Raw genomic sequence first — 26372 nt, forward strand, 5'->3', positions numbered from 1 at the left:
CCACATCCTCACTCCTTCATTCTATCTTCTTCCTCTAGTACGCTTATTTTGGAAAAAAGTTTCAAACATATATCCAACCCCAGGGGTTATTCTAAAAGCCAAGTTAACTTGACAACGAAATAACCCCTGGGGTTAAAAAATACAAGCAACCATTTATTACGGCATGCGAAATTGTCAGAAAAGCGTGTATTCTTTTGAAATAGGCATATTCACTGGCTTTTTTTTGACTTATACTAGGTAAAACAAGTATCATCAAAAAATATGAATATTAGCATATTTTTACAAGTTTATAGTAAGAAGGTGACCTATGAAAATATACAACTTAGTGGACGACCATCTCGCCTCCATGTATGACGTGGAAGATTTTACGCGCATCCTTGAAAACTTTCCAGAACCTGTCTGTCTCTTTGCTATGCCCAACCATACGCGCCCGGAGCAACTCCTATACGTCAATCAAAAAACGACGGAACTTCTTCATATGACAAAAGAGCAATTAATGAGCTATTCTTGGAAGGAATTATTTGAAATCCCACTCGACAAAGACATTGAAGAATTAAGAAGTGAGACGCAGAAGATTGCGTTTGATTTGAAAGAAAGTCCTCTGAAGAAAAACTTATCGGGAGCTACCCTTAAAGTGGAACCTCATCCTGTTCGACTGGGATCAGGCGAAACTGTGATGGTGGTCACCATCATCAATATCACGGAACACTACGAAACCCGGCAGCAACTGAAACAGTCTGAACAAGAGTTCAGTTCTCTCTTTACCTATAACCCCGATATCGCATTTACAATTCATATGAACGGACAAATTGCGAGTATAAACAACAACGGACTTCTCGCTTTGGGCTACGGACCAGACGAAATTCTCCAAAAGAATGCATTAGAACTTCTTGTGAGCGAGGATTTAAACTGGTTGAGAGAGCATTTTCATGAAGTCCTCCGCGGAAACACCGCTCGCTTTTCTGCAAAAGTGAAAAGACAAGATGGCGTGGTGCTCGATGTGGATATTACTGCCATCCCGATTATCATTGAAGAGAAAATCTCAGGTCTCATCGGGATTGCACAGGACATCACAGAGAAGCGCGTCCTGGAAAACCTATTAAAAGAAAATGAACAATATTACCGGGCACTTTTTGATTACAACATCAATCCAGTCCTAACATTTGATTTAGAGGGTCGCTTCCTCCGAATTAACGACGCAGCCACTCGGATGATTAATTTTGCACAAGAAGACTTACTAGGCAAGTCATTTTTAAAAGTAATCCCACCCGACCGAAGAATAGAGGCGTATCAAAATTTTCAAATGGTACTGGATGGTCAACCACGTCAGTATGAAACGATAATCATCGGACACGACCAAAAACAGCATCAACTCCATGTTATGTTGATCCCTGTAAAAATCGAGGGAAAGCTGACGGCGATTCACTGCCTCTGCAAAGATATTACGGAGAGCCGGAAAAACGAAGACTTAGCCAATTACATGGCTTACCATGACGTCCTGACTTCTCTTGGTAATCAACGTCTATTCCAAGATGAGCTGACGCTTCTGACTGGAGAACCACATGCGGAAGAGGAAGTATCTGCCGTCCTTCTCGTTGACCTGGACCGCTTCAAATTTATCAATGACCATTTAGGTCATGCAGCAGGGGACACGGTTCTTCAGGAAGCAGCAGACCGTCTACTAAGTGTCGTGGGTGAAAAGGGTGCTGTCTTCCGGTATGCGGGGGATGAATTTACGGTCATCTTGCGAAAAGTTTCAGAAGCTACTGTCAAACACGTGGCTGAACTCATCGTGGCTGAACTGCGAAGACCTCTTTATTTGAACGGGTTGGAAACCGTTTTGACAGCGAGCATCGGGATCGGCTTATACCCAAAAGATGCACAAGATGTGAAAGGGATCATGAACTCTTCGGATCTTGCGATGTATCACGCGAAGCGCATCGGCCGAAACAACTATCAGTTTTATAGTCACCAAATCGGGGAGACGACGAAGAACACCTTACAAATTAATTCATACCTCCATAAAGCGCTGGAGTTCAATGAATTTTCACTGCACTATCAGCCGCAGTACTGTGCACGAAAAGAAAACCTATGCGGATTCGAAGCCTTGCTCAGGTGGGAATGCCCTCAACTTGGCAACGTGTCACCCGCAGACTTCATTCCGCTTGCCGAAGAAAATGGATTGATCCTTCCAATCGGAGAGTGGGTGTTGCGGGAAGCCTGCCGGACGAATAAATACTGGCAAGAGAAGTTTGGCATGTTCGTGCCCGTGTCCGTGAATCTTTCCCTTCGACAGTTCTATCAACAGGACCTAGTCGAGCAAGTCCGGCAGATACTGGAGGAGACCGAGCTTGCGCCTGAGTATCTGACGCTTGAAATCACGGAATCGATTGCGATGCAAGAGGAAATGGCTGCACACATTTTATATGCCCTTCGCGACCTTGGTGTTCAAATTGCCATGGATGACTTTGGAACAGGGTACAGTTCTTTTAAGCAACTGCGTTACTTCCCGATTCATCATTTAAAAATCGATCAGGCTTTCATTGCCGACTTACATGAAGAGAACGGGGAAGCGATTGTGGGCGCCATCATTTCACTTGGTCACAACCTCCGGACAAAGATTGTCGCAGAGGGTGTGGAGACTTCTGAACAGGCTCACATATTGAAGGAACTGGGATGTGATACGATGCAAGGTTATTACTATGCACGCCCACAACCTGACAAACAAATCGAAGAGATGTTGGCAGATTACCAACCAAATACTTAGTAGAGGCCGACATCGCGTCGGCTTTTTTCTTTATTCCACATAAAAAAGGAGGAAATTAGGGTTTTTATACGTCAAATAGTCTAGAAAAAAAGAAAAGTATCCACTTTTTTCTTCTGAAATTTGGTATAGTTGTAAAACAAAGACCGATGAAACGAGCTGGTAATGATGAACACGTTAACCCATTTCTATGATTGGCCCCTCATTCTACTTTCTATTAGTGTGGCAATTTTCTCATCATTCATTGCGCTGGATATAAGTAGTCGATTAGCGCTCTCAACAGCAAAGTCACGCCATCGATGGATTGGAGCTGGGGCCATCGTTTTAGGCCTCGGAATTTGGTCAATGCACTTTATGGCCATGCTCGCTTTCCACTTACCAACCGAAGTCTCTTACGAAGTCCCACTCGTGATAATTTCCATCTTACCTGCTCTTATCGCCTCGGGGATTGCCTTTTCGATCATTCATCGCCCGAGCTATTCTCTTGTTCGTTTCCTGGTTGGGGCATTGTTCATCGCCGCTGGAATTGTTTCCATGCACTATATCGGCATGGAAGCGATGAACATGTCTCTACGGATTGTCTACGATCCTTTTCTAGTGGCCCTATCCGTTTTAGTCGCCTATACAGCTTCACTCGCAGCCCTCTTTCTTTTGTTCCGCTCGCAGCATCAAGCCGGATTTCACTGGCGGAAACTGGGAAGTGCAGTCATTCTAGGGGCCGCCATTTCTGGGATGCACTATACGGGAATGGCAGCTGCCACATATGTCTCTGACTCTCATGCGATGCATCCTCATGTACCTTCCGTTACTAACTCTTTACTCGGTTATGCGGTAGCCTTTGGAATGCTTGTCATCTTAGGTTTTACATATCTCAATTTACGCTATGAACGAAGAATCTTTGCTCAAAAAAGAGCGTCGAACGATAAATTTGAATCCGTTATCGAGTCTGCCAAAGAGGCGATTATCGTGACAACGGATGAAGGACTCATCACGCATTGGAACCGGGGGGCAGAAACCATCTTCGGGTATGCCAAGAAAGAAATGATCGGCAAGCACTCGTCCCTCTTGATCCCTGCTGAGTCAGGTGAGCAATTTGACCAAATTAGGAGGCAGTATCTACCGCATGCTCCAGGAAGTCTTTATGGGAAGACACATGAACTGACGGGTCTTCGAAAGGATGGAAGTGTCTTCCCTATGGAGATGAGCCTTGGTTCATGGCAAGAAGGTGAGACTTTCTATTTCAGCAAATTCATCCGGGATATTACGACTCGAAAACAATCAGAAGATCAGATTCGCCACTTGAGCCTCACGGACTCATTAACCGATTTACCTAATCGACGATACTTTACCGAACGATTGTTGCCCACTCTCCAAAATGCAAAAGCAAACCAAGAGAGCCTTGCCCTTCTTTACATGGATATTGATCATTTTAAACATATCAATGATCGATTCGGGCACCCCGTGGGGGACCAACTGTTAGTAGAAGTGACCGAACGCCTACGCCTGAAAATAGGCAAAGTCGCCACCCTGGCCCGTTTAGGTGGTGATGAGTTTGTCTTTCTTCTGCCTGGTGCAGATAGTGATAAGGCCATAAAGTTTGCAGCGAATATTTTAAAATGCTTCCACACACCTTTTCTTCTTGAAAAAGAAAACTTGTATGTGACACCGTCTATTGGAATCAGTGTGTATCCTGACCATGGAGACGATGTAGACACCTTAATCAAGCATGCAGATATCGCACTCTATCAGGTAAAGGAGTTCGGCAAAAACCATTTTCGCTTGTTTACAAACGATATGAGAGAAGTCGTCTCCAGACAATCCAGAATTGCGAATGACCTTCATCGAGCTTTAGAAAATCAAGAGTTCTCGATTTATTATCAACCTCAGGTTAGCCTTGCGTCAGGCAGAATCGTTGGAGTTGAAGCCTTATTACGATGGAACCACCCTCAACTTGGCATGATTTCTCCTGGAGAGTTTATCCCAATCGCTGAAACAACGGGGTCTATTCTTCAAATTGGAAAATATGTTTTACAAGCCGCCTGTGAACAAAATAAAGCTTGGCAAGAGACGGGACTACCTGAACTTCGGGTAGCCGTAAATATCTCAGCACTCCAATTCTCTCAACCTAATTTTTATGAGGAAGTCGAGAAGGTCCTGCATTCTACACGCTTGGCACCCCATCTACTTGAATTTGTGTTGACGGAAAGGCTGCTTCAGGAATCTAAAGGTGCGATTGAAACGATGAATGACCTTAAAAGACTGGGAGTGCATCTGTCTATTGATGATTTTGGAACCGGATTTTCATCCTTACGCTATCTAAGGCTGCTTCCTGTTTGCACGCTCAAGATTGATCAGCATTTCACTGGCGCGATTGGTTCAGATCCAAAAGATGCTTCCCTTGTAAAAACCATAATTCAGCTGGCACATGATTTAGGAATGAGCGTCACAGCAGAAGGTGTAGAAACTCAGCAGCAAGAAGAATTCTTAAGACATCATCTTTGTGATTATGCGCAAGGGTACTACTTCAGTAAACCGGTACCGCCGAAAGAAATTACTCAGCTATTTTCGAAGCAACTCGAGTACTGACTTGCGCCTAAACCTGTGAAAAGCCGTACCTCCAATTTTTATGGAAGTACGGCTTTCGTTCGTTATTTTTCCCCTGAAGTGTGCAGAGGCCGATGTCTATTCCCCTGCCTTTTGTTTATTAAACAGTAACCCGAGTGTAATCTTTCTTTCTTTACTCATAATCTTTCCCCCTTGTCTCTCTCATCAAAGCACACCATTCATTTACGACTTATCCACAATAAGCAATCCCCCTACCGAAGTCATCTTATCCACATGTGGATAGAAATTTCACTAGAAAGGTATCCACATCTTTTCGTTTGGGGAAGGATGCAGCGGGGGGTTGTTTTTTCGTGTAAGATCTATTTTCAACAGGTAGTACACCTTCACATATTTTTATCTTTCCGCGAGGACTTTACTTTCTATTACAAGATAACTAAGTCGAAACTTGCAATTTTATTTCGACTTCCGCAGAATATAAAACAAAGTCGAGCTTAGCGGAGGAAGAATATGTGTAGTGAAGTGATACCAGCAATACGTAATATGAAAGATTTTGACAAAGTCTTAAACACAGATCATCAAAAAATCATCTTATTAGAAACTCGCCTCTCCCAATTGGAAAGTGTCGTGAAACACGCAAAACTAAAAGGAAAAGAAGTCTTCATACATGCTGATTTAGTACAAGGGTTAAAGGTAGATGAGTATGGACTGGAGTATCTCATTCATAATGTAAAAGTAGATGGCATCATTTCGACGCGATCTAGTGTCATTACCTTTGCAAAGAAAAGAAAAATCGTGGGTATACAGCGTCTATTTGCTTTAGACAGTGTCGCACTCGACCACAATCTAAAGGCTTGCCAAAAGATACAACCCGATTATATTGAAGTTCTGCCTGGGGTCATTCCAGAAATTCTTCAAGAAGTAAAACAAAAGACGGGCATTCCCGTCATTGCTGGTGGTTTGATTCGGACAAGGGAAGATGTAGACCGAGCTTTAGCTTTCGGTGCATCGGTTGTAACGACGTCCAACACAAATTTATGGTAGGCATCGTGTAAATTTTCAATCAATTATTGACACCGCTTTCATCTGCCTATATACTTGGTTCTAAGTTAATCAAATGTGATGAGATCTTGAGACACACAGAGTACTTTGGAACTATCCAAAGTGGTTTTGTGTGTCTTTTTTTGTTCTCATCAAGAAAGGAATTCAGAAATTTATTATCGCATACATTTACATAAGGGGGATTTATCGTGAGGAATAATAAAAAATCATTTATTTTACTAGGTATCGCACTGGCTTTAATTCTTATTGGAAGTTTAGTAGCTTCCATGTTCAACAATGCAGGGGGCGATGTAGACGTATCACGCATTTATTTTGAGACCGAGCGCGGTGAGCTTTCTGGCTTACTGTATAAACCAGATGGTGCAGATGAGCAAGCAAGACCCACGCTCATCGCTACACATGGGTATTTAAATTCAGGTGAAATGCAAGACGCCCAAGCCATTGAAATGGCAAAGCGAGGTTATGTCGTTCTCGCACTCGATCAGTATGACCATGGCCACTCAACAAACACACAAGAGAAACCGATTCCATTTTTTTCTTTCTGGCCACAAGCCATTTATGACGCAGTTCAGTATATGTATGAGCAAGACTATGTGTTGAAAGACGAAGCTGGAAACGGAATCATTGCAGTTTCCGGTCACTCTATGGGAGGGTTCTCTTCCACTCATGCCGTCATGCTCGATGAAGTGGATTTCCAAACTTCAGGAATACGCAAGATACACAGTTCCCTTACGATGGGTTCCGATTATCAATGGGTCAAAACACTTGGGTACACAGATGAGCAAATCAATGATTCATATGGTCCGCGTCCATCAGGGAAGATTGCAGGAATATATGACGAATTCTTCTTTAATGCGGAAGCCGCAGCGGCCGGTCAATCTGTCGTAAAGAAAGATTACGTCTCTACTCCGGAAGGTCTTGGCTTTTTAGGAGGACTTGAGAGCGCACAAGCGGGCGAAGTCTATGAAGTAGATGGTGGAATGCGTGTCATTTACCAGCCGAACGAGACGCACCCTTGGAATCACTTCTCTCAGACCTCGACCGCCTATGCCATTGATTTTTATGACATGGCCTTTGAAGAGTACGGGGACGTCGTGACAATTGGAGAAGACGGACAGAGTTGGATGTGGAAAGAGTGGTTTTCTTTCGTCGCACTCATTGGATTCTTCCTATTGTTTATCCCGGTCATTCGTCTTCTTACACAACTCCCATTCTTTAATTGGGTGATGACGAAACGTCCGTCCGATCTAGCTGGACCTCAAACACCTGGAGAGAAAGTAACTGGATGGGTATTGCTAATAGTAGGCGCATTGTATCCGGCACTATTCTTTACAGCTCTTTATAGTGGGGACGATACGTTGATGCGGTTACTTCGTCAGATCAGCATGATTACGATTGCTTTATCTGCCATCATTCTTATCGCTGGCTTCGTCAAAGGCGCTGCGAAAAATGTAAAGCTCGGAGCAGGCCTAGTGTTACTTGTGAGCATCGTGCAGTACATCTATTTACGCGAACAAGATCGCTTCCTTGCCACAACCGAATGGTTTGGCGCGCCGACAGTCAATCCGATAGCATACTGGGCAATCAATGTTGCGATTGTCACGTTACTTATTTTAATTGGGTATCACTTTGTTTCAAGACAGCAAAGAGGCGCAAGGTTTGCTGATTATGGTCTAAAAGCTGGAATAAAAACTATCGTTGCGGCATTTGCTACTGCCGTCGTTGCTATACTGATCGGCTACGGAATTCTTTATTTAGTGGATGCCGTCTTTAAGGTGGACTTCCGTCTCTGGACACTTGCTGTAAAAACATTTGAAGACCAACACGTTTGGGCACTGTTCCGTTATGCCCCACTCTTCTTCATCTATTACTTTATTGTGGGTCTGTCCGTGAACATCAATACCGCGTCTGAACGTTACAACGGGTGGAAAGGGTATGGCATCTCCATTCTTCACTTTATTGGCGGGTTACTTCTGTACCTAGCGTACCATTATGGTCTCTTGTTCATCACAGGAACTGCAGGGTATCCAGCAGAGTCTCTATCATCCATCATTGTCATCGGATTGGTTCCAGCTCTTACAATAGCTGCGATTTTCAACCGCTATTTCTACCGCAGAACAGGAAATGTGTATGTAGGAGCATTCTTGAATACAATCTTACTGACACTCATTACTTTAGCAAACACAGCTCTTTACACCGTAATTTAACGTGAATGGAGAGTGAGGAGCATATAGCCCCTCACTCTTTCGCTTTTCAACATCAGGAGGGACAGATATGGAACGTTTTATGTTAGCACTCGATCAGGGAACGACAAGCTCTCGGGCAGTCCTCGTCAATCAAAACGGGGAGATGGTGGAATCTGCCCAACAGGAATTCAAACAACATTTCCCCCAGCCAGGGTGGGTTGAACATGACGCGCTCGAAATTTGGAATTCGGTCGTGGCATGCTTGGCGGAAGTCTTACGAAAGGCGAATATCCAGCCTCATCAAATTGCTGGCATCGGCATTACAAACCAACGAGAGACGACGGTGGTATGGGACAAACATACTGGACAACCCATCCACCGTGCGATCGTCTGGCAATCGAGACAAACGGAGGAAATCTGTCAGCAACTACGGAATGCAGGTCACGAAGAACTCGTTCGGACAAAAACAGGACTGCTCATCGACCCCTATTTTTCAGCAACCAAAATTAAATGGCTGTTAGACCATGTACCCGGAGCACGAAAAAAAGCAGAAGACGGAGACCTTTTGTTCGGAACCATCGATACATGGCTTGTCTACAAATTGTCTGGAGGAAAAGCACATGTGACGGATTACTCCAATGCGTCTCGTACGATGCTCTTTCACATTTCAGACTTGACGTGGGATGACGAGCTATTAGCGATTCTAGACATTCCCAAACAGATGCTCCCGGACGTTCGGTCGTCTTCTGAAATCTATGCCTATACAAAAGACTATCACTTCTTCGGCCACGAAATTCCCATTGCCGGAATGGCAGGAGACCAGCAAGCGGCACTTTTCGGGCAAGCTTGCTTTGAAAAAGGCATGGCCAAAACCACATATGGGACGGGAAGCTTCATGCTGATGAATACAGGCGAGGAACGCGTACGGTCTACTCATGGACTTCTTACAACCATTGCGTGGGCAGTGGACGGGAAGGTGGAGTACGCTTTAGAAGGCAGTGTCTTCGTAGCAGGTTCTGCCGTCCAGTGGTTACGAGACGGGCTTCGAATGATTGATCACGCGAAGGATAGTGAAAGTTATGCCACTCGCGTGGAGTCAACAGAAGGTATGTATCTTGTTCCGGCATTTGTTGGGCTGGGAACACCTTACTGGGACAGCGATGCGAGAGGTGCCATTTTTGGATTGACGCGCGGGTCGACGAAAGAACATTTTATTCGGGCCACGTTAGAGTCACTTGCCTATCAAACGCGGGACGTATTAGAAGCGATGATCACAGATTCTACAATTGACCTAAAGACGCTTCGCGTAGACGGGGGAGCTGTGAAAAATGACTTTCTCTTGCAATTCCAAAGTGACATCTTAGGCGTGTCTGTTGAACGTCCGCAAGGAAACGAGACAACGGCACTTGGTGCAGCCTTTTTAGCGGGACTGGCTGTCGGCTTCTGGAAAGATAAAGCCGAAATCGCGGAACAGTGGAGATTAGATCAGACATTTAATCAAACATGGGATGAGACAAAGCGAGAGGAGCTTTACTCAGGGTGGAAGCAAGCGGTGGCCGCCACTCGTTCGTATAAACATCACGTGGGGTAAAGCCACCATCTTAGGTGTTCCCCCCAATTCATGCTATACTAGAAACAAGTTAATACAACGGACTGAGAATCGGAGAGACCACTTCCCTTTCATCTAGCAATAGATGCAAGGTGATTTGTGGTCTCTTTTTTCGTTGTCCAAAAAGGAGTGAAATCCATGGGATTTTCAAATGTAGACAGAGAGAAACACATACAACAATTGCAATCCGAATCCTTTGATTTACTTGTCATTGGCGGAGGCATTACAGGTGCCGGCATTGCACTGGACGCCATCAGTCGAGGATTGAAAGTTGCGTTAGTTGAAATGCAGGATTTTGCGGCAGGAACATCCAGTCGCTCTACAAAACTTGTGCATGGCGGGTTACGTTACCTCAAGCAATTTGAAATCGGAATCGTGGCTGAAGTGGGAAAAGAACGCGAAATTGTCTATGAAAATGGACCGCACATAACTACACCTGAATGGATGATGCTGCCGTTCTATAAAGGAGGAACTTTCGGCCCTCTAAGCACGAACGTAGGACTGCGAGTCTACGACTTTTTAGCAGGCGTGAAAAAAGCGGAACGCCGAAAAATGCTCTCCGTAGAGGAAGCACTCACAAAAGAACCTCTCCTTAAAAAAGAAAATCTAAAAGGTGCCGGCTATTATGTGGAATACAAAACAGATGATGCGCGCTTGACGATTGAAGTGTTAAAAAAAGCCGTCGAACTAGGCGCTCTCGCCTTGAACTATATGAAAGTGACTTCGTTCGTGTATGAGGAAGGAAAGATTGTCGGCGTTCAGTTGGAAGACCGGCTGACGCACGAGAAATTCAAATCCTATGCCACGACTGTCGTCAATGCAGCCGGTCCTTGGGTAGACATACTGCGCGAAGAGGACGGGTCACGAACTGAAAAGTCGCTGCTACTAACTAAGGGCGTTCACTTAGTGTTCGACCACGCGACGTTTCCTTTGCAACAAGCCATTTATTTTGATACACAAGACGGCCGTATGATTTTTGCTATTCCACGAGATGGCAAAACGTACGTCGGGACAACCGATACAGTTTACGAAGGAGACGTGGTCCATCCGACACTGACGACAGACGACGTTAACTACGTGCTCTCAGCCATCAACTATCAATTTCCCGAATTACACATTTCACTCGAAGACATGGAATCGAGCTGGTCAGGCCTCCGCCCCCTCATTCACGAAGACGGAAAGTCGCCATCTGAGATTTCTCGAAAAGATGAAGTATTTGAATCTGAGAGTGGTCTGCTTTCGATTGCAGGAGGTAAATTGACAGGGTACCGGAAGATGGCCGAACAAATTGTTGACCGTGTCCTTTCGATTCAACAGAAAGAGGCCGTGCGCACGCAAACCAAGCACCTCCCCCTCTCAGGCGGAGACGTAGGCGGATCGAAAGGATTTCCGTATTTCAAAAAACAAAAGATGGAACAAGCCCGTGAACTAGGAATCCCTGAAAAAGAGGCCGAACTTCTTATCCGTCGCTACGGTTCGAATGTACAAAACGTTTTTAAATACTATCAAGAAGCGCCTACTCATTCGTTGGACCCGTTCACTTCTGCGGTGCTATCATATGCCATTCATGAAGAAATGATTGTCACGCCCGCAGACTTCTTCGTCCGCCGAACCGGAGCGCTGTTCTTCCACATCGATTGGGTACGAGCGAAGAAAGAAGCTGTTCTGCACTATTTGAGCGACACGTTCTCATGGTCTCCAGAACAGCTGGCATTCTACAAAGATGAATTAGAGTTACTACTCGAGCAGGCGGTTGAGCCGGTGGAGTAAGGGCGTAGTGTAAAGAGTATAATGCCTATAATTAAAATACCAATGTTAAAAAGCTGCATTTTCTCGCTGAGAGTATCATCGGGGAAGTGCAGCTTTCTATTTTTATTCAACTTTGTCCTGTTCACTATACTCGGTTCCCTATGGTTAAGGCGGGCGCTAGCCCGCCGCAGACCCCACCCCCATCCCGGGACAGATAGCGACACCATTCTGGTTTTTTGCCAGACTCAATTGGAGGCCATGCCGAACAATTGTGGCTGGGAAAAAGCCGCTCTAGAATTGTGGCGATGCCTGTCCCGTGGAATCGATGTTTTCTCGAGATACACAGACCCTTCCTCAAAACCCAAAAGCCTCACTCCCTTTGGAAGTGAAGCTTTCTACTCTAATTCGACTTATAGTGTTATTTCCTTTCTCTCTAATTTGTATTTTCACTTCAATTTTAGTTATAAATAAAATTATTGACCCGTTTTGATGTATATGTTAAATTTAGTTTGCGTAAATATTTACAGTGCAAAGAAAAGTCGCGAGTGTATACTCCTTGCCACTTTTCGGCATTAAAAGAACCTCTGGAGTAAGTCGTAAGTGTCTATCCCTTACCACTATTCTAGAGGTTTTGTTATTTATGTTTTAACCAATCCATAATTTTTACTATACGTCTAAACTTAGTTGCCATTCTTTTATCACTCAGTATTTCAGGATTATCGTCCCATAGGCTTCTCAAATAGCTATTTAATAAATTTACCTCTATTTGTTCTTCTTCTAAATAACACAAGTATTCTAATGCTTTTTCAGATGGGAAAGTTTCTACGATGTATTTGACACTACTATCAGCTAGATTAAATTTACTCTTGCTTTGAAGCAGTGTTCTGTTTAAAAATTCATCTATTTTGTGTTTTACTTCTTTTTCAATTTCAATTGGCAAATTACCCTCATAAGTTTTAATGTATTTATAAAATGGAATGCTGTTACTATGTCTTTTAAGTAGCATAGGTAGTGCTTTATTTATTATTTGATCAGGATCAAAAGCTTTATTATCATATAATATATCTTCATAAATTTCTTTAACAGCAATTCCTTCATATCCCTTTTCAGCGAAGCTTTTAATCACTCCTATTCCCATAACTACTTCAATATCTTCAAACTTATCATCATCATTTATGTTAATTACTCTTAAACTATTGCTAGGCTCTGATGTTAAAACTAATTCATAGATTTCTTCTTTCAGTTTTCTAAGTAATGGAGCACTATAAGAAGCCTTTACACTCTTCATCCCTCTATACAAAATTGAAAAATCTTTCAAAAGTACATGAGTCATCTCAAGATATTTCCCATTAGAAAAACTCTTTTGATAGGTCGTAATCGCATCCTCCTTATCCGTATCATTCCATTCGATAAATATTAATCTTTCTTTTAAAACCTCTAAATGATCAGGGTTTAAACATTCAACGATAGACCTTAGTATTGCTTCAATATTGGAATCATTAATTGAATAGCCAAGAAAAACGACAGGATGTTCTAAAAAGACCGTTAAAATTTTGGCTGCTAAATATGCGTTTTTCTCCAAGTAACCTATATAGTCCTCTTCATTGATAACAATTGATGCTGGTGAACTAACACAACCATGAATTTTATAAATTTCTGAGATACCGTATAACGTGGAAAAAATTAGTTCATTCTGACCAATGTAAACATTATAATCATCAAAGATATTTTCGATGAAAGTATCGTAGTTTGTAGTAATAATACCCCCAACATGATTGTTCTTTAACTCTCTCAATAACGCGATTTCATCTTGAATTTCTGCTGAATCCAATGACTCTTTGTTTTTAAGACTATTAGCTATTGAAAGCTTAAAAGGAGACACACCGCTTTTCACTAAACTTCCATAATCTGCTCGCTCTTTTTTGAATTTTTCATCTGTTAACCATAATTTATTAAAATCTGACTCAATCATTGTTGCTAATTTTGGATTGAGGCCAACTTTAAGATCCATATCTTTTAAATCCTCTACATATAATTCGAATCCAAATTCATTCATTTTTGTTATTGCTGCATATTCTTTCAGCAACCCAATCCAACTATTGGAATCTAAATATCTTCGTGATAATCCAGCACCCACAAATAAAAATGGCAATGTAGTATATTCATTGAACCGTTGAGTAAAGAAGTTCTCCACATCCTTAATCATTTCCCACACCCCCCGAACTTACGTTCTTTCATATTCTCATTTTATTTTATACAGAGTGAATTTCCAACTAATAAATTATTATAATTTTCTAATTAAATCATTTTAGACTATTCTTAAAATGTTGTACTAGTTTGTTATGTGTACATAATATAGTTTATACAATGGCGAGATTGATAGATTGTAGAACCTAAAAATCCACATTAAAAAGTAGACTAACCTAATTTAATGAGACAGTATAAAACACCTTCGAGATGGTACATTTATGTGGCTGGGACATAGCCACTCTAAAATTGTCGCGATGCCTGTCCCGCACTATCGATGATTGGACTTAATCAGTTATACTTCAAAAAATCCATTGCCACTTTTTCTTCATCCTTATTTGTAAACTGAAGTACAAATTCTTTTCGGCCATCGAGTGTCGGGAGCTCTCTAAAGTGCTCTTGCACATTCTTCGATAAGAAGTCACTCTCATACGTTGCGTCTTCATTGATTCGCATCAACTCTGTATAGAACCTCACATCTCGGTGACTCTCTAACTGCGCCTTCACCTTCTGCCATTTGGCAATACGCGGCATCAGCTTTGGTCTCTTAATCACCGTCATCTCATCCGACAGCCGGATTATAAAACTCTCCACTTCAGAGATACACTCATCCAATTTCATATAGGTATATGCATCCAAGTTAGGAAGGATATGATCTTGATACCGCATATAGCGTATGTCCCGGTACTCTACTTTCCCGAGCTCCGTTTTCTTCTTCATCTTGTTTAAGTGCCATTCGTGCTTTTTATCATTTAATTCTTTCAGTCCCTTGAGCATCAAAGGCGCAGCGGCCAACGCTGTCTTTACTGTCTCCGGATTCTTCTTGGCATAGTCGATTCCTTTGGTACCAAGTTCTTTGAGAATTGTTAATGGAATTTTAGGCATTGGGTCACTTCCTATACGATTAGTATTAACATCACACAAAAACTTTTTTTGCTGTTTTACCAATTACATTTGTTCCTATGCTATCCACCGTGCCTCCTATTACGCCACCAACCAATGGGACTGCCTTTCCTAAATTAACGATACCTTTTTCGCCGAACTTCGTTACTAGTCTAAATCCTACTCTTTTATTGATTACTTTTAGAGCTTCACCCGGAATTTTCTTGATAGCCTGCCTAGCAGCTAACTGGCCAGCCTTCATTCCTGCTTGCTTCAAAATGTCTGTTGCGGATTTGCCGGTTAAACAAACAAAAACGAAGGTTTTGACTTGATCGTCTTTCAGATCATAACCTTTCATATGCGCAATAGCCGCAATCATCCTCATTTGTACGTACATAACCGACGCGATATTTGCTGGTATAGTGACTGGCAATGTGAGTAATCCACCTAGACCTGTTAGAAACCCACTTGTCCCAGACTTTGTATTTTGCCATCTAATTAAACTATCAATAGCTTTATCAGTTGTATCATGCTTCGCAAGAAAATTCTCAGCTAATTCATATGCTGAATCAGTACCAGGCAAACCATTAATCGATTTTTCATATGTCCAGTTTAATAAGTCTGTGATTTTTGCTTCTGTTAACGTTTCTTTTATTTTCATAAGGTTCTCCTCAAGAACAATTTTTTTATAATGTACAATGACTTTTATAAATGTGTGGAGTGAAACGCATATTTCCCTTTCCCCACTCTCACATAGTCCTCAAAAGTAACAGTGTGATGTGTAGGAGCCCCTACCCTACATTTACTAGTTAGATGCGTTCGGATAGTAGATTCTTTATAGATGCTCTCTCTTTTATGCATCTCATCTAGCACTTCTAGAACAGTAAACTCATTTCTTCCTGTTCGTTTCACAAATTCCTTCATCGTTGTTAACAATTCTTCTCTACACGTAGTTTTATAATTCATCTCGCTACACCCCTAGTTCGGATAAATTTACATATATGATTTAGCGACGCGCTATGCCTATCATATCCACTCTTAACGTTTTCTTAGATGATCAATAAGGAAAACAGCGTAATAGACTCTTTTATAAAAAGTCTACAACGCCATTTATTTTTTCAATACATGGTAATTAAATTGCTTCTCCGATGAGCTTGTCTTAACGCTTGAATTCAGCTTTACTATTCTTCACTGCTTCGATTACTTGATCAGGTACTTTGCCTAAAAAATACTCCTCAATCACATCCCAAAATTCTTCAGTTGGCATTTGAGATTCAAAAATATGCGATAGCATAGCCACACTTAATTTATGTCGGTAGTGAACAGAGTTTAAAATTTTGTTTTGATATCGCTCAGGATGTTTGATCATACTTTCTAGTTGAAGGGTGGAGTTGATCCGAATGTATATCTCAGGGTTATTACCACCTTGAATCTGATAACTTAATCCTCCCAGTGATTCAAGAAGTCCGAATATGATAGACATCTTTTCAGTTGTATCTCTACTAGACTTAGATAAATAGATATAATATTGTTTATCCAAATCTTGGTGCAGAGAACTTCCACCAAAATAAAAGTTAACCTGTTTATTTACAAACGAGAAGAAATCATCAAACGACGGTCTAATCTGATAACCTTTTGTATCCTCTTTGTAGAGAATATTGCGCGCATTAGAATTCTGCCCTAAACGATCGTAACGCGACATTGCCTGCAAAATGGTATGCGCCACATTTTGTGATTCGTACGAGTTGATTTTCATTTCTCTCGTCAAAAATTCAGCAAAGTGTTCTAATTGGAAAAACTTTTGAGTCAAGATCTGACCCGAAAAGAACTTCGCAATCTTATTTAGTCTCGTTACAGTCTGATTGATACTAAAGTCAAGAGACTGATTTTTAGGTGTGAATTGTACAAGCAATACAGGGTCTATTTCTTGCAAGTAATCCAGTTTAATGCGATTGTCTTTCTTATGAAAATGATATTTAAATTCAGGGAAAGACAACTTGCGATAATCTTTTTCCCATATCTCTTTTAAGTTCAACTCATAAATAGCCGTGTATTTATTTCCATGGGGCATTTCTTTTACTTTCTTAGCTATTCTCGAGTTCTTTACTAAATCAAGCTTCTTTTCAGCTGTTTCTGTCACTTGAAAATATTCTCTCGAGAATATTCCTCTGGGTCTAGCAACAAATGGTGAGTACCCAATGCGATTCACAAAATCTTTTTCGATTAGCAGAAGACCCGTTTTTAATTTTCCTTCTACATCCCCATCCATGTCGTTCACATTGTTTTCAGCGAAGATATATGCAAAGTCATCAACACTTACAAGTAAGTTACGCGAATACTTCTTCTCTTTGTATACACTAAATATTTTTTGTGCTACCATCTGGAGTTGATTTTTTCGAATGATGGACATACCATGCAATTTTTTAATATGAGAAAAATCATTTTTCAAGTAATCAAAGTGAGCTTTCCCGTCAATTCGAGGATCTCGAGCTGCACGTCCTATCTCTTGAACATAATCACAGACATTACCTGTCGGAGCATAATGATAAACGTGATGTATGTCAGAGATATCGATTCCCATACCAAATGCTTTTGTTGCGAGCATCACTTTTAGTTCACCATTTTTAAATAGCTCGGTATTTTTCTCTTTCTCTTCTTTACTGAGCCTGCCGTAATAAACGCCGACCTTTCCTGCTAGTCGCGGATGATTTTCTTCGAGATAAATTTTAAAGTTATGAATCAGCGGTATAGTCGGGAAATACACTAATACTTTTTCCTCGTTTTTAACTAAACTCTTCAATCTTTCAGCTGTAATCAAAAACTTGGTACGTTGATACTGCCCATCTTTCATTTCTTTATCAGTCGCTTGAATTCTTACAGCTAAATCTTCTCGACGAACTTTACCCAGATAAACTTTAGGTTTGATTAACCCCAGGCTGTCCCGAGTTTCTTTATACATATCTTCTTCTCCACCGTATATAGCTGTGGCAGTAAAAGTAGCAATCGGAAATTTCATTTCTTTACGCATTTTTTGTAAGTAGGTGCCTAAATACCAATAATCTGAACGGAATGCTTTCCCCCATGTTGTGACGATGTGGGCTTCATCCACAATGAATAATCCCACTTTCGTTGTATCCCCAATTAACATTTTGATGTCGGAGCGGCTAAGTAGCGTTTCGGGAGAAATATATAGGATTGCCAATTCATTGTTTTGAATCTTTTGTTGTATCTCCATCTTTTCCATCGGAGTTATATTTGAGTTGATAGTTGCCGTATTGTTTATTCCTCGTTCCTGAAGATTATCTACCTGATCTTTCATCAGCCCTATTAGAGGCGATATAACAATTGTCAAAAGCTTATATTTTTCAAAAAGCATAAGTGAAGGTAATTGGAACATAACCGATTTACCCGCTCCTGTTGGCGAGGTCACAAACACATCTCGGAAGGGTTGATTGTTTCTAGCTTTCTCTACTTCTTCTACAATATCGTCAATAATTTGAGCCTGACTCACCTTGATAACTTCATTAGAATTATCCGGATCTTTATAAATCTCTAATTCTCTGAATCGATTATATCCCCAATACTTCATTAAATATTGTGTATAAAGTGATTCATCTACATTTTTTAGATTAATGCTCTTCTTAGACACCTTAAAATTCTTTTGAGGAAATAAGAATCTTAATAGTTCAATTCTCTCCGCATAATTGTTTAGGAGTAAATCCATGTTATTCGAGTGAATAAGTTCAATATTATGTCCTTTGGTACCTTCCAAAACAAAATTTATCAATTCAAGAAAAGGCTGTTCATCTTCAGAAATCTCAATTGATGAATCATAGGATGCTTCTCCCACTTCTTTAACAATGCTTTGTTGTTCGGAAACGGTTAAAAACGGAATCCACTCTTCTAAAAATTCTTCTTCTAAACTATATGATACGTAAACTTTGTCGAGCTGAACAATCGAGCTATATATAGCCGATATACCAGTAAAGTTTCCACTTCTTACATCTTGATCGTCATTGGAATAATCTTGAATCAACTCTTCCAAATTTGAAATTGTATAGTGAAGAGGAAACGTACGGAAATACAAGTTGTTATAAATAAACTTCACATCTAAAAAGCTGTTCAACGAATTATGTATTTGTGACAAATATTCTTCAATAGTAACCCAACAAAATCTTTGCTTGGGGTCAGCTATAAAGCTGACTACTTTTTGTAGACTTTCAGGGTTTTTGGGCATGATTTTTTCAAGCTTAATTGGGTACGCATAATCTAATAATTTGTAATCATCTAAGCCAGCTACATCTTCCGGAGTAAAACCAGTTAATACAAACAGTGTGTTAGTTGAATTCGAGTCGTCAATTAGATTTAATAGATTTTCTTCAGTAACTAGTAAATTTGGATGCATAATTGAACCTCCCCTTGAATTCCATTATACTTACTCTAAGGAAAAATTTCACATATAGATGAGGTGAGTTTATGGAATTAATCAATAAGATAATTAAATTATTGGACTCTGACTATCCAAATAAATCTCAAATGGTTAATATTCCAGAGATTTCACTAAAATTGATGCAAATTTTAGAGGTAACTGAGCCCATTGATAAAAATTATTTAGAGACTTATTTGATTAGTAAAGGGTACTCCTTTTTTTCCTATGAATTTTCTGATAAATCAAATAATATTGAAAAAATTGGTGAAATTTATACTAGTTACAAACCTCTGAAAGAAATAGCTGTGACAATTGTTGAAGATGTTGAGGAGAAGCAGGAGAGTGATTTTGATCTCAATCAATTTTTAGAGTCAGAAGAATTTTTAAAGAAAGTTGAAGATGTAAGTTTATTTACTTCATACCACCAAAATGGTGAACTATTTGAATATTTAATTGAATCTCCTGAAAGACACGAGGAGATTGTAGAAAAGTTAGTGGAGAATAATCAAAATCTTGTGAACAAAATTGCCATCAGATATCAAGGGATTGCTGGAAAATCCCTAACTCACGATGACTTAGTGAATGAAGGTAATTTAGGATTGTTGAAAGCCATAGATCGGTTCGATATTTCAAGAGGTTTTCACTTTTCAACTTATGCCACCCATTGGATTAGACAATCAATTACTCGAGCAATCGCTGATAAATCAAATATTATCCGTATTCCCGTTCATATGTTTGAAAAAATTAATAAAATGCGCAGGATTGAACGTGAATTTCTAATGACCCCCGAAACAGAAGATTTATATGAACAACTTGAATCTCAAGAAATATCTAGAGAGCAATATTATAAACTTAAAACAATCGAGAATAACTTTTTACATGATGTTTCTCTAAATCAAGTAATTGGTGAATCAGAGGACTCCGAATTAATGGACTTTATCAACCTGGACTCAGCTGACAATATCCTTCTTAGTCACGCTATCATACAATATTTTGATGTTGAACGTACAATCGACCACAATGCATTATCAGAAGAGTTAGCGAAAGTGATGAGCGATTTAAAAGGTCGTGAACGTGAGGTCATCATTAGTCGTTTTGGACTCGATGGCGGAGAATCCAAAACTCTTGAAGAAGTAGGCAAAATATTTGGAGTCACTCGTGAGCGCATTCGTCAAATTGAAGCGAAAGCTCTGAGAAAGTTGCAACACCCTTCAAGAAGTAAACTATTAATTGATTTTATAGATTCATAAAATGTATCACAATCCAAATATTTAGGAGAAATTCATGGAAAAATACTTTGAGAATTTAAATCCTCCGCAAATTGATGCGGTTAGTTCAACTGAAGGATATATTCGTGTTTTGGCTGGTGCTGGTTCAGGAAAAACAAAAGTTTTAACTAATCGTTATGCTTACCTCGTTGAAGGACTAGGCATCTCAACACAAAATATTCTTTGCGTTACTTTTACCAATAAAGCTGCCAATGAAATGAGAAAACGTATCAAGCGATTATTACATGAGCAATCTGAAGGTATTTATATAAGTACTTTCCACGGATTCGGAGTGAAAATACTTAAAGAAGATATTCACCACATCAATTATCCCAAAAACTTCTCAATTATTGACACTGAAGACCAAAAGACTATCCTTCGTGAAATATATGAAGAATTAAATTTAACTATCAAATTTATGAAGTTTAAAGAGTTACTTAGAAAGATAAGTTTATTTAAGCTGAATCCAAAATACATATCTTGGTTAGTTGATCCGACAAAGGGGATTACATTCGATGATTCAATGACCACCTTGGACATTGTAATCAGGAAATATTTATATAAACAAAGAAAATATTTTGCTCTCGATTTCCAAGACATCTTAAATTTTGTTATGTATTTATTCGATAATCATTTAGATACTCTTAAAAAGTGGCAAAGTCGTCTTCATTATATACAAGTCGATGAATTTCAAGACTGTAGTGATCAACAATACGCTTTTGTATCCCGCTTAGCACAAAAAAATAATAACTTGTTTGTTGTTGGTGACCCCGATCAGACAATCTACACCTGGAGAGGCGCTAAACCTCAATATTTGATTAATTTTGATAAAAATCATCAGAATGTCAAAACTATAATACTTAATCAAAATTACCGCTCTACTCCTGAAATACTGGATCTAAGTAACAAGATAATTAAAAATAATAAATTACGCATAGACAAGGATCTATTTACTGAAAATCCAAATGGTATTCAAACAGTCCATTTCCATGGAAAGAATGAGTTTGAAGAAACGAAGTATGTGATTTCTACCATAAACTCTTATATAACCACTAAAAGTGCAAACTTTAAGGATTTTTGTATACTATATCGTGCAAATAATGTTTCTAGATTTATAGAGCAAGGCCTTCTACAAGAAGATGTTCCGTATGTTGTGTTAAGCGGAGTTAGTTTTTTTGAAAGAAGAGAAATTAAAGATGCTTTAGCATATTTGAAAATGGTTATTTACTCTGATGACTTATCATTTTTGAGGACTGTAAATATGCCCAAAAGAAAATTTGGAAAAGTAAAATTGAAAAAACTGAAAGAAATTGCTGATGGGAATGATAATACGTTATACAATACGTTATTAATAAGTGATCGAAATGCATTTTCGGGAACTGATATCGAGTCTTACATTGCTGTCATTGAAAAGTTTAAAAAAGAGTATTCCAAAATGAAGGTTTCAGAAATCCTAAGGGATATATTAGATCAAAGCGGATATGATATTTTATTAAGGACTGAAGGAGACCAAGACAGAATAGACAATATTGCCGAACTATTATTCTCGATTCAAAATCTAGAACATGAATATGGGGAGCCACTCACATTAGAGGATTATCTTGAACAAGTCAGCTTATATACAGATACTGAGCGTCAAGAAAAAGACGCTGTCAAATTAATGACTATTCATTCAGCAAAAGGCTTGGAATTTCCTTACGTATTTTTAGTAGGATTTAATGATGGGCTTCTTCCAAACTTTAGGGCTTTAAAGGACCTAAATAAGCTGGAAGAAGAACGGCGTTTGACGTATGTGGCTGTAACGCGAGCTGAAAAAGAATTTCATATGACAGAATCAGAAGGCTATACTTTTCAAGGAGCAAGAAAGATACCATCTAGATTTATATTTGAAATCAAGCAAAATATTTTTACTCGTATAGGAGAAATTGATAAAGATTTACTTGAAGAATCAATCAAAACTTACACGAATAATTCACCTCAGCCAGAAACTATTATGGTTAAGAATTCAGAATCTAACCTATATGAAATAAATTCTTTTGTTAAACATCCGATATTCGGTAAAGGTGAAATTAAAGAAATTGATGATAGCTCAGGAACTTATAAAATTTATTTCGAGAGTATTGATTCAATAAGAGAAATAAATCAAAATTTTAAAGGCCTTAAGATTTATTCAAATTAAAAATGAGGTCCTCCTATGCCCATCTACAACAAACTCATCCGAGACCGAATTCTAGAAATCATCGAAAAAGACGGAAAAACGTACGATATGGAAATACTGTCCAAGATACGTCATGAGGAAGAAATCAAAGCAAAGTTGACGAAGGAAGTTCAAGAGTACCAAGCAACTCAGAACAATCAAAATGCGCTTGAAGAGCTTGCTGACATTCTTGAACTGATTCACGCAGCATTACCACTACATAACGTCACCTATGCACAGTTAGAGGAAGTACCTGTGAAGAAGAAAGAAAAACGTGGTGGGTTTGATAAAGGGATTTACTTGATTGAGGTTCATGATTAGCAAACATTTATCCAAGGTATATGAAAAAGCGAGGTGAAAGTATGGCTGCCGGATGGCAATTAAGTGAAGGAAGGATGAGCTATAAGAGCGCATCAGACGATGAGTATTTTGCGGCAGTGACAAAGGCTTTATCTAATCAATCATCTAAAACGACGAGTTATAAATTCGGATTCCTCCGGGCGATTTTAGAAAACCTTTATCAGAATGATGCTGAACTAAAATTGAACTACTCACAATTAGCACACTCAATGGCAAAGTTATACTGGAATCTCGTTATCGAGTATGAATACCAACAAGGACATAGATCGCAAATTGTCTCTATCTTAACGAATTTCAAGAATACATATGGCATTCCTTCTAAAGTGAGCTACGATGTAATCAATCCATTAACTCAAGCAGCTCTTGAAAAAGAAATTACGAACAAAATTCTTAAAAAGTATGTGGTCGGTGCCTTATTCGAGGATACCAATAAGATACTCTATTCGTTTTCAAAAAAAGAAGGCCTTATTCGATTTTCAGATGCAAGCCTGCACTTTTTAAGAAAATACCAGACAACTATTTTCAAACTTACGACCTATGAATTAACAAAATATATTCAAATTCAAAACCCGCTCGTTGATCATCAGATTCTGATAGAAAGTATCGAAAATATCACGAAACGGTCCTCCCTGTTGCAGTTTCAAAAAGAGCTGATTCAGCTAACCGGAGCAAAGTGCTTCTACACAGAGACTCATTTGCATTCGTCAAAACGCAGTATTGCTGTTGATCATTTTATTCCATGGTCATTTATTCATTCAGACGATTTATGGAATCTTGTATTAACATCTCAGAGCTTAAATTCAAAAAAGGGCAGCAAATTACCGGATAAGAACTTTCTTAATAAATTGCACTCAAGAAACGTGTTGCTAAAACAATCTGAGGATATCCATGTTCGATTAGCTTTTGAAGGATATCACTTTCAGATTGTAAGAGACTTGTATCAATATGCGGATGTGAATGGATTTGAAATCGGGTGGAAAGCATAGTGTACATCTAAATCGTAAAATATCTCTCGATTATATACGAATCAATGAAATTAACATTATTAAGATTAGAGAGCTGAACTTCCGCCATGAAGTTTGGCTTTTTGGTCTTTAAGGGTGGTTTTCATTCTTTCTTGAAACCCATCCCCACCCCAAAACGTAACCCACCTATAGACATAAGAGAACAGGCTGAGCAGAATGCTACAGACAAAGCAGGAAATTTTGGATACCATCAAAACGGATGCCGAGATGATGGCAGTGATTCGGACGGCTATGAAACTGGAGTTGCCGGACAGTTGGGGGTGTGCGGGATTTGTGCGGTCCAAGGTGTGGGATGTCCAGCAAGGGTTCGGGCAGCGGTGCGCGCTTCCGGATGTGGATGTGATTTACTATGATCCAACAGATACCCGGGAAGAAACGGAAAAAGTTCATGAGACAACGCTGCGTGAGTGGATGCCTTGGGTGCCCTGATCGGTAAAGAATCAGGCGCGCATGCATATGGTGAATGGGCTTGAATCGTTCACTTCGTCTGCGGACGGCATGGCGCATTTTCCAGAGACGGTGACGGCACTTGGGGTGAAATTGTCGGAGTCGGGTGAGCTTGTGTTATGTGCGCCTTGGGGTGTGACGGACGTGCTCGAGATGGTGGTGCGACCGTCGCCTTATTATACAGGGAGTGCTCGACTTCGTGAGGTGTTTCGGGAGCGGATGCGAAAGAAGGACTGGCCGTCGGTGTGGTCGAATGTACGGATTGAGGAGGGGTTTGAATGACAGGTGCTGCGATTAATTTATTACTTGTGATTCCATTTCTAGTGCTGGCGTTTTTCTTGTCGCGCGGAAAAGGGGCGTTTTTGATTGCAGGGTACAATACGATGCCGAAGGAAGAGAAGGCGAAGTATGACGAGGTGGCGCTATGTAAATTCATGGGGAAGATCTTGTACGGGATCAGTTTGAGTATGGTGCTGCTGTCGCTGAGTGAGTGGCTCGCGATACCGGCGTTGTTGTGGGTCGGGATTGCACTGATGACGGGATTGATTATTTTTACACTGGTGTATTTGAATACGGGGAATCGCTTTAAGAAGTAAGAGATGAAATAGGGATGTGAGTAAATGACGACACTTACGAATGAATGGGTGCTGGAACTCGTGACCACTTATTATGGGGTTACAGTAGATGAAGTGACGTTTCTTGGGACCAGTGATAGCACGGCGTACCAGATCGTTTCAGGGAGTTTTAATTATTTGTTAAAGATGCATAATGTCCAGTCTCAGGCCCGAGAGGTACAGAGTGAGCTGGAATGGTTACGTGCTTTAGATCTAGAGACAGACCTTCGTGTGCAGCGCCCTGTTCAGAACCTAGCGGGTAAACTCTTTACGGAGCAAGATGGCGTCATTTATACGCTGCAGCACTGGGTAGCGGGTCAACACGTGGAGACGCTTACGGAGTGGCATCTTGAGCGATTGTCCAATTTGCTTCTGTCCCTTCATATGCATGCGATGCGTTGGGAGCCACCGGGGGGATTCACTCGTCCGGTGTATTCCGTTGATCAAGTTCAGAGTTTGATGGCTGACCTTGCCTCTTCTTCTCTAATGAGTGCAGAGGAAGAAAAATTGATGACGGCTGCTTCCGAATGTATCACAAAAATTGTAGGGAAACATCCGGTTTCTCGAGAGAACTGGGGGTTGATTCATTCTGACATGCATGACGGGAATTATTTACTCCATGAGGACCGGTTGCACGCGATCGACTTCTCGTGCTGTGGGTTTGGCTACTATCTGTTTGATTTGGCAGAGCCCCTTCTCCATATGATGCCCGACGATCGCAAACACTTTGTGTGCTCTTATGCTGAGAAGCGCGACGTTCAAATAGATGTGGAACTTCTGGAAGCGTTCTACTTGTGGCAAGTACTGCGGAACTTTACCTTCTTAACAAAGAATCCAGAAGAACATGACGGGTTGCGCCAGTCGATTCCGCGTGTGTGCGAACGGTTTGTTGCCCCTTTTCTAGCGGGTGAACGATTTTTGGGGATATAAGTGAAGGCACTCTCTGGTGATGTAGACCAACAAGTGCCTTT

Annotated in this window: 17 protein-coding genes and 1 pseudogene; 13 read left to right on the forward strand and 5 right to left on the reverse strand. The window is 40.3% G+C overall.

Features of this window, described 5'->3' with window-relative positions:
- The first annotated feature begins 307 nt into the window (after positions 1–307).
- The 6 genes from ACFO0S_RS11025 (at position 308) to ACFO0S_RS11050 (ending at position 11953) form a co-directional block, all read left to right on the forward strand.
- Complete coding sequence (locus ACFO0S_RS11025; protein WP_378142095.1) at positions 308–2767, forward strand: sensor domain-containing protein; 2460 nt, start codon at positions 308–310, stop codon at positions 2765–2767.
- A 162-nt stretch (positions 2768–2929) separates the two neighbouring features.
- Positions 2930–5350 carry a bifunctional diguanylate cyclase/phosphodiesterase gene (locus ACFO0S_RS11030; RefSeq protein WP_378142097.1) on the forward strand — a complete coding sequence of 807 codons (2421 nt, stop codon included), beginning with the start codon at positions 2930–2932 and terminating at the stop codon, positions 5348–5350.
- Between the two features lie 486 nt (positions 5351–5836).
- On the forward strand, positions 5837–6370 hold the full coding sequence (locus ACFO0S_RS11035; protein WP_378142098.1) for a glycerol-3-phosphate responsive antiterminator: 534 nt from the start codon (positions 5837–5839) through the stop codon (positions 6368–6370).
- A 206-nt stretch (positions 6371–6576) separates the two neighbouring features.
- On the forward strand, positions 6577–8595 hold the full coding sequence (locus ACFO0S_RS11040) for an alpha/beta fold hydrolase (protein ID WP_378142100.1): 2019 nt from the start codon (positions 6577–6579) through the stop codon (positions 8593–8595).
- Positions 8596–8662: 67 nt separating this feature from the next.
- Complete coding sequence (glpK, locus tag ACFO0S_RS11045) at positions 8663–10165, forward strand: glycerol kinase GlpK (protein ID WP_378142102.1); 1503 nt, start codon at positions 8663–8665, stop codon at positions 10163–10165.
- A 156-nt stretch (positions 10166–10321) separates the two neighbouring features.
- Positions 10322–11953 carry a glycerol-3-phosphate dehydrogenase/oxidase gene (locus tag ACFO0S_RS11050; protein WP_378142104.1) on the forward strand — a complete coding sequence of 544 codons (1632 nt, stop codon included), beginning with the start codon at positions 10322–10324 and terminating at the stop codon, positions 11951–11953.
- A 613-nt stretch (positions 11954–12566) separates the two neighbouring features.
- On the opposite strand, the gene ACFO0S_RS11055 is transcribed toward ACFO0S_RS11050, so the two are convergent.
- From ACFO0S_RS11055 to ACFO0S_RS11075, 5 genes are all read right to left on the reverse strand, one after another.
- Positions 12567–14138: an SIR2 family protein gene (locus ACFO0S_RS11055; RefSeq protein ID WP_378142106.1), complete on the reverse strand. Its 1572-nt coding sequence runs from the start codon at positions 14136–14138 to the stop codon at positions 12567–12569.
- A 332-nt stretch (positions 14139–14470) separates the two neighbouring features.
- A complete protein-coding gene (locus tag ACFO0S_RS11060; RefSeq protein WP_378142108.1) occupies positions 14471–15064 on the reverse strand; it encodes a hypothetical protein in 594 nt (197 codons plus the stop codon).
- Positions 15065–15095: 31 nt separating this feature from the next.
- Entirely contained in the window at positions 15096–15722 is a 627-nt protein-coding gene (locus ACFO0S_RS11065; RefSeq protein ID WP_378142109.1) for an EcsC family protein, read from the reverse strand.
- A gap of 44 nt (positions 15723–15766) precedes the next feature.
- Positions 15767–16027, reverse strand: a complete 261-nt coding sequence (locus tag ACFO0S_RS11070; RefSeq protein ID WP_378142110.1) for a DUF7669 domain-containing protein — start codon at positions 16025–16027, stop codon at positions 15767–15769.
- A gap of 193 nt (positions 16028–16220) precedes the next feature.
- Positions 16221–19466 carry a DEAD/DEAH box helicase gene (locus tag ACFO0S_RS11075; protein WP_378142112.1) on the reverse strand — a complete coding sequence of 1082 codons (3246 nt, stop codon included), beginning with the start codon at positions 19464–19466 and terminating at the stop codon, positions 16221–16223.
- Between the two features lie 71 nt (positions 19467–19537).
- Here ACFO0S_RS11075 and ACFO0S_RS11080 point away from each other — a divergent pair, with 71 nt between their 5' ends.
- From ACFO0S_RS11080 to ACFO0S_RS11110, 7 genes and pseudogenes are all read left to right on the forward strand, one after another.
- The gene (locus tag ACFO0S_RS11080; protein ID WP_378142114.1) at positions 19538–20740 is read left to right on the forward strand and encodes a sigma-70 family RNA polymerase sigma factor; all 1203 of its coding nucleotides are present in this window, start codon (positions 19538–19540) and stop codon (positions 20738–20740) included.
- Positions 20741–20774: 34 nt separating this feature from the next.
- Entirely contained in the window at positions 20775–22937 is a 2163-nt protein-coding gene (locus ACFO0S_RS11085; RefSeq protein ID WP_378142116.1) for an ATP-dependent helicase, read from the forward strand.
- A gap of 15 nt (positions 22938–22952) precedes the next feature.
- Entirely contained in the window at positions 22953–23276 is a 324-nt protein-coding gene (locus tag ACFO0S_RS11090; RefSeq protein WP_378142118.1) for a phosphoribosyl-ATP pyrophosphohydrolase, read from the forward strand.
- 41 nt (positions 23277–23317) lie between these two features.
- Positions 23318–24301, forward strand: coding sequence for an HNH endonuclease domain-containing protein (locus ACFO0S_RS11095; protein WP_378142120.1), 984 nt, complete (start codon positions 23318–23320; stop codon positions 24299–24301).
- 270 nt (positions 24302–24571) lie between these two features.
- A pseudogene (locus tag ACFO0S_RS11100) lies at positions 24572–25069 on the forward strand (nucleotidyltransferase family protein).
- Positions 25066–25383, forward strand: coding sequence for a DUF3784 domain-containing protein (locus tag ACFO0S_RS11105; protein ID WP_378142123.1), 318 nt, complete (start codon positions 25066–25068; stop codon positions 25381–25383). Before ACFO0S_RS11100 ends, ACFO0S_RS11105 begins: the two are co-directional and overlap by 4 nt.
- Before the next feature lie 24 nt (positions 25384–25407).
- Entirely contained in the window at positions 25408–26331 is a 924-nt protein-coding gene (locus ACFO0S_RS11110; protein ID WP_378142125.1) for a phosphotransferase enzyme family protein, read from the forward strand.
- The last annotated feature ends 41 nt before the right edge of the window (positions 26332–26372 follow it).

The organism is Chryseomicrobium palamuruense (genome assembly GCF_042649045.1).
In the GTDB taxonomy this organism is placed as follows: domain Bacteria; phylum Bacillota; class Bacilli; order Bacillales_A; family Planococcaceae; genus Chryseomicrobium; species Chryseomicrobium palamuruense.

Excerpts from the sequence above, each read along its gene's own strand:
- glpK (WP_378142102.1), top strand. The coding sequence starts at position 8,663 with ATGGAACGTTTTATGTTAGCACTCGATCAGGGAACGACAAGCTCTCGG.
- ACFO0S_RS11110 (WP_378142125.1), top strand. The coding sequence starts at position 25,408 with ATGACGACACTTACGAATGAATGGGTGCTGGAACTCGTGACCACTTAT.
- ACFO0S_RS11030 (WP_378142097.1), top strand. The coding sequence starts at position 2,930 with ATGATGAACACGTTAACCCATTTCTATGATTGGCCCCTCATTCTACTT.
- ACFO0S_RS11065 (WP_378142109.1), bottom strand. The coding sequence starts at position 15,722 with ATGAAAATAAAAGAAACGTTAACAGAAGCAAAAATCACAGACTTATTA.
- ACFO0S_RS11080 (WP_378142114.1), top strand. The coding sequence starts at position 19,538 with ATGGAATTAATCAATAAGATAATTAAATTATTGGACTCTGACTATCCA.
- ACFO0S_RS11090 (WP_378142118.1), top strand. The coding sequence starts at position 22,953 with ATGCCCATCTACAACAAACTCATCCGAGACCGAATTCTAGAAATCATC.
- ACFO0S_RS11060 (WP_378142108.1), bottom strand. The coding sequence starts at position 15,064 with ATGCCTAAAATTCCATTAACAATTCTCAAAGAACTTGGTACCAAAGGA.
- ACFO0S_RS11085 (WP_378142116.1), top strand. The coding sequence starts at position 20,775 with ATGGAAAAATACTTTGAGAATTTAAATCCTCCGCAAATTGATGCGGTT.
- ACFO0S_RS11025 (WP_378142095.1), top strand. The coding sequence starts at position 308 with ATGAAAATATACAACTTAGTGGACGACCATCTCGCCTCCATGTATGAC.
- ACFO0S_RS11105 (WP_378142123.1), top strand. The coding sequence starts at position 25,066 with ATGACAGGTGCTGCGATTAATTTATTACTTGTGATTCCATTTCTAGTG.
- ACFO0S_RS11070 (WP_378142110.1), bottom strand. The coding sequence starts at position 16,027 with ATGAATTATAAAACTACGTGTAGAGAAGAATTGTTAACAACGATGAAG.
- ACFO0S_RS11095 (WP_378142120.1), top strand. The coding sequence starts at position 23,318 with ATGGCTGCCGGATGGCAATTAAGTGAAGGAAGGATGAGCTATAAGAGC.
- ACFO0S_RS11035 (WP_378142098.1), top strand. The coding sequence starts at position 5,837 with ATGTGTAGTGAAGTGATACCAGCAATACGTAATATGAAAGATTTTGAC.
- ACFO0S_RS11055 (WP_378142106.1), bottom strand. The coding sequence starts at position 14,138 with ATGATTAAGGATGTGGAGAACTTCTTTACTCAACGGTTCAATGAATAT.
- ACFO0S_RS11075 (WP_378142112.1), bottom strand. The coding sequence starts at position 19,466 with ATGCATCCAAATTTACTAGTTACTGAAGAAAATCTATTAAATCTAATT.
- ACFO0S_RS11050 (WP_378142104.1), top strand. The coding sequence starts at position 10,322 with ATGGGATTTTCAAATGTAGACAGAGAGAAACACATACAACAATTGCAA.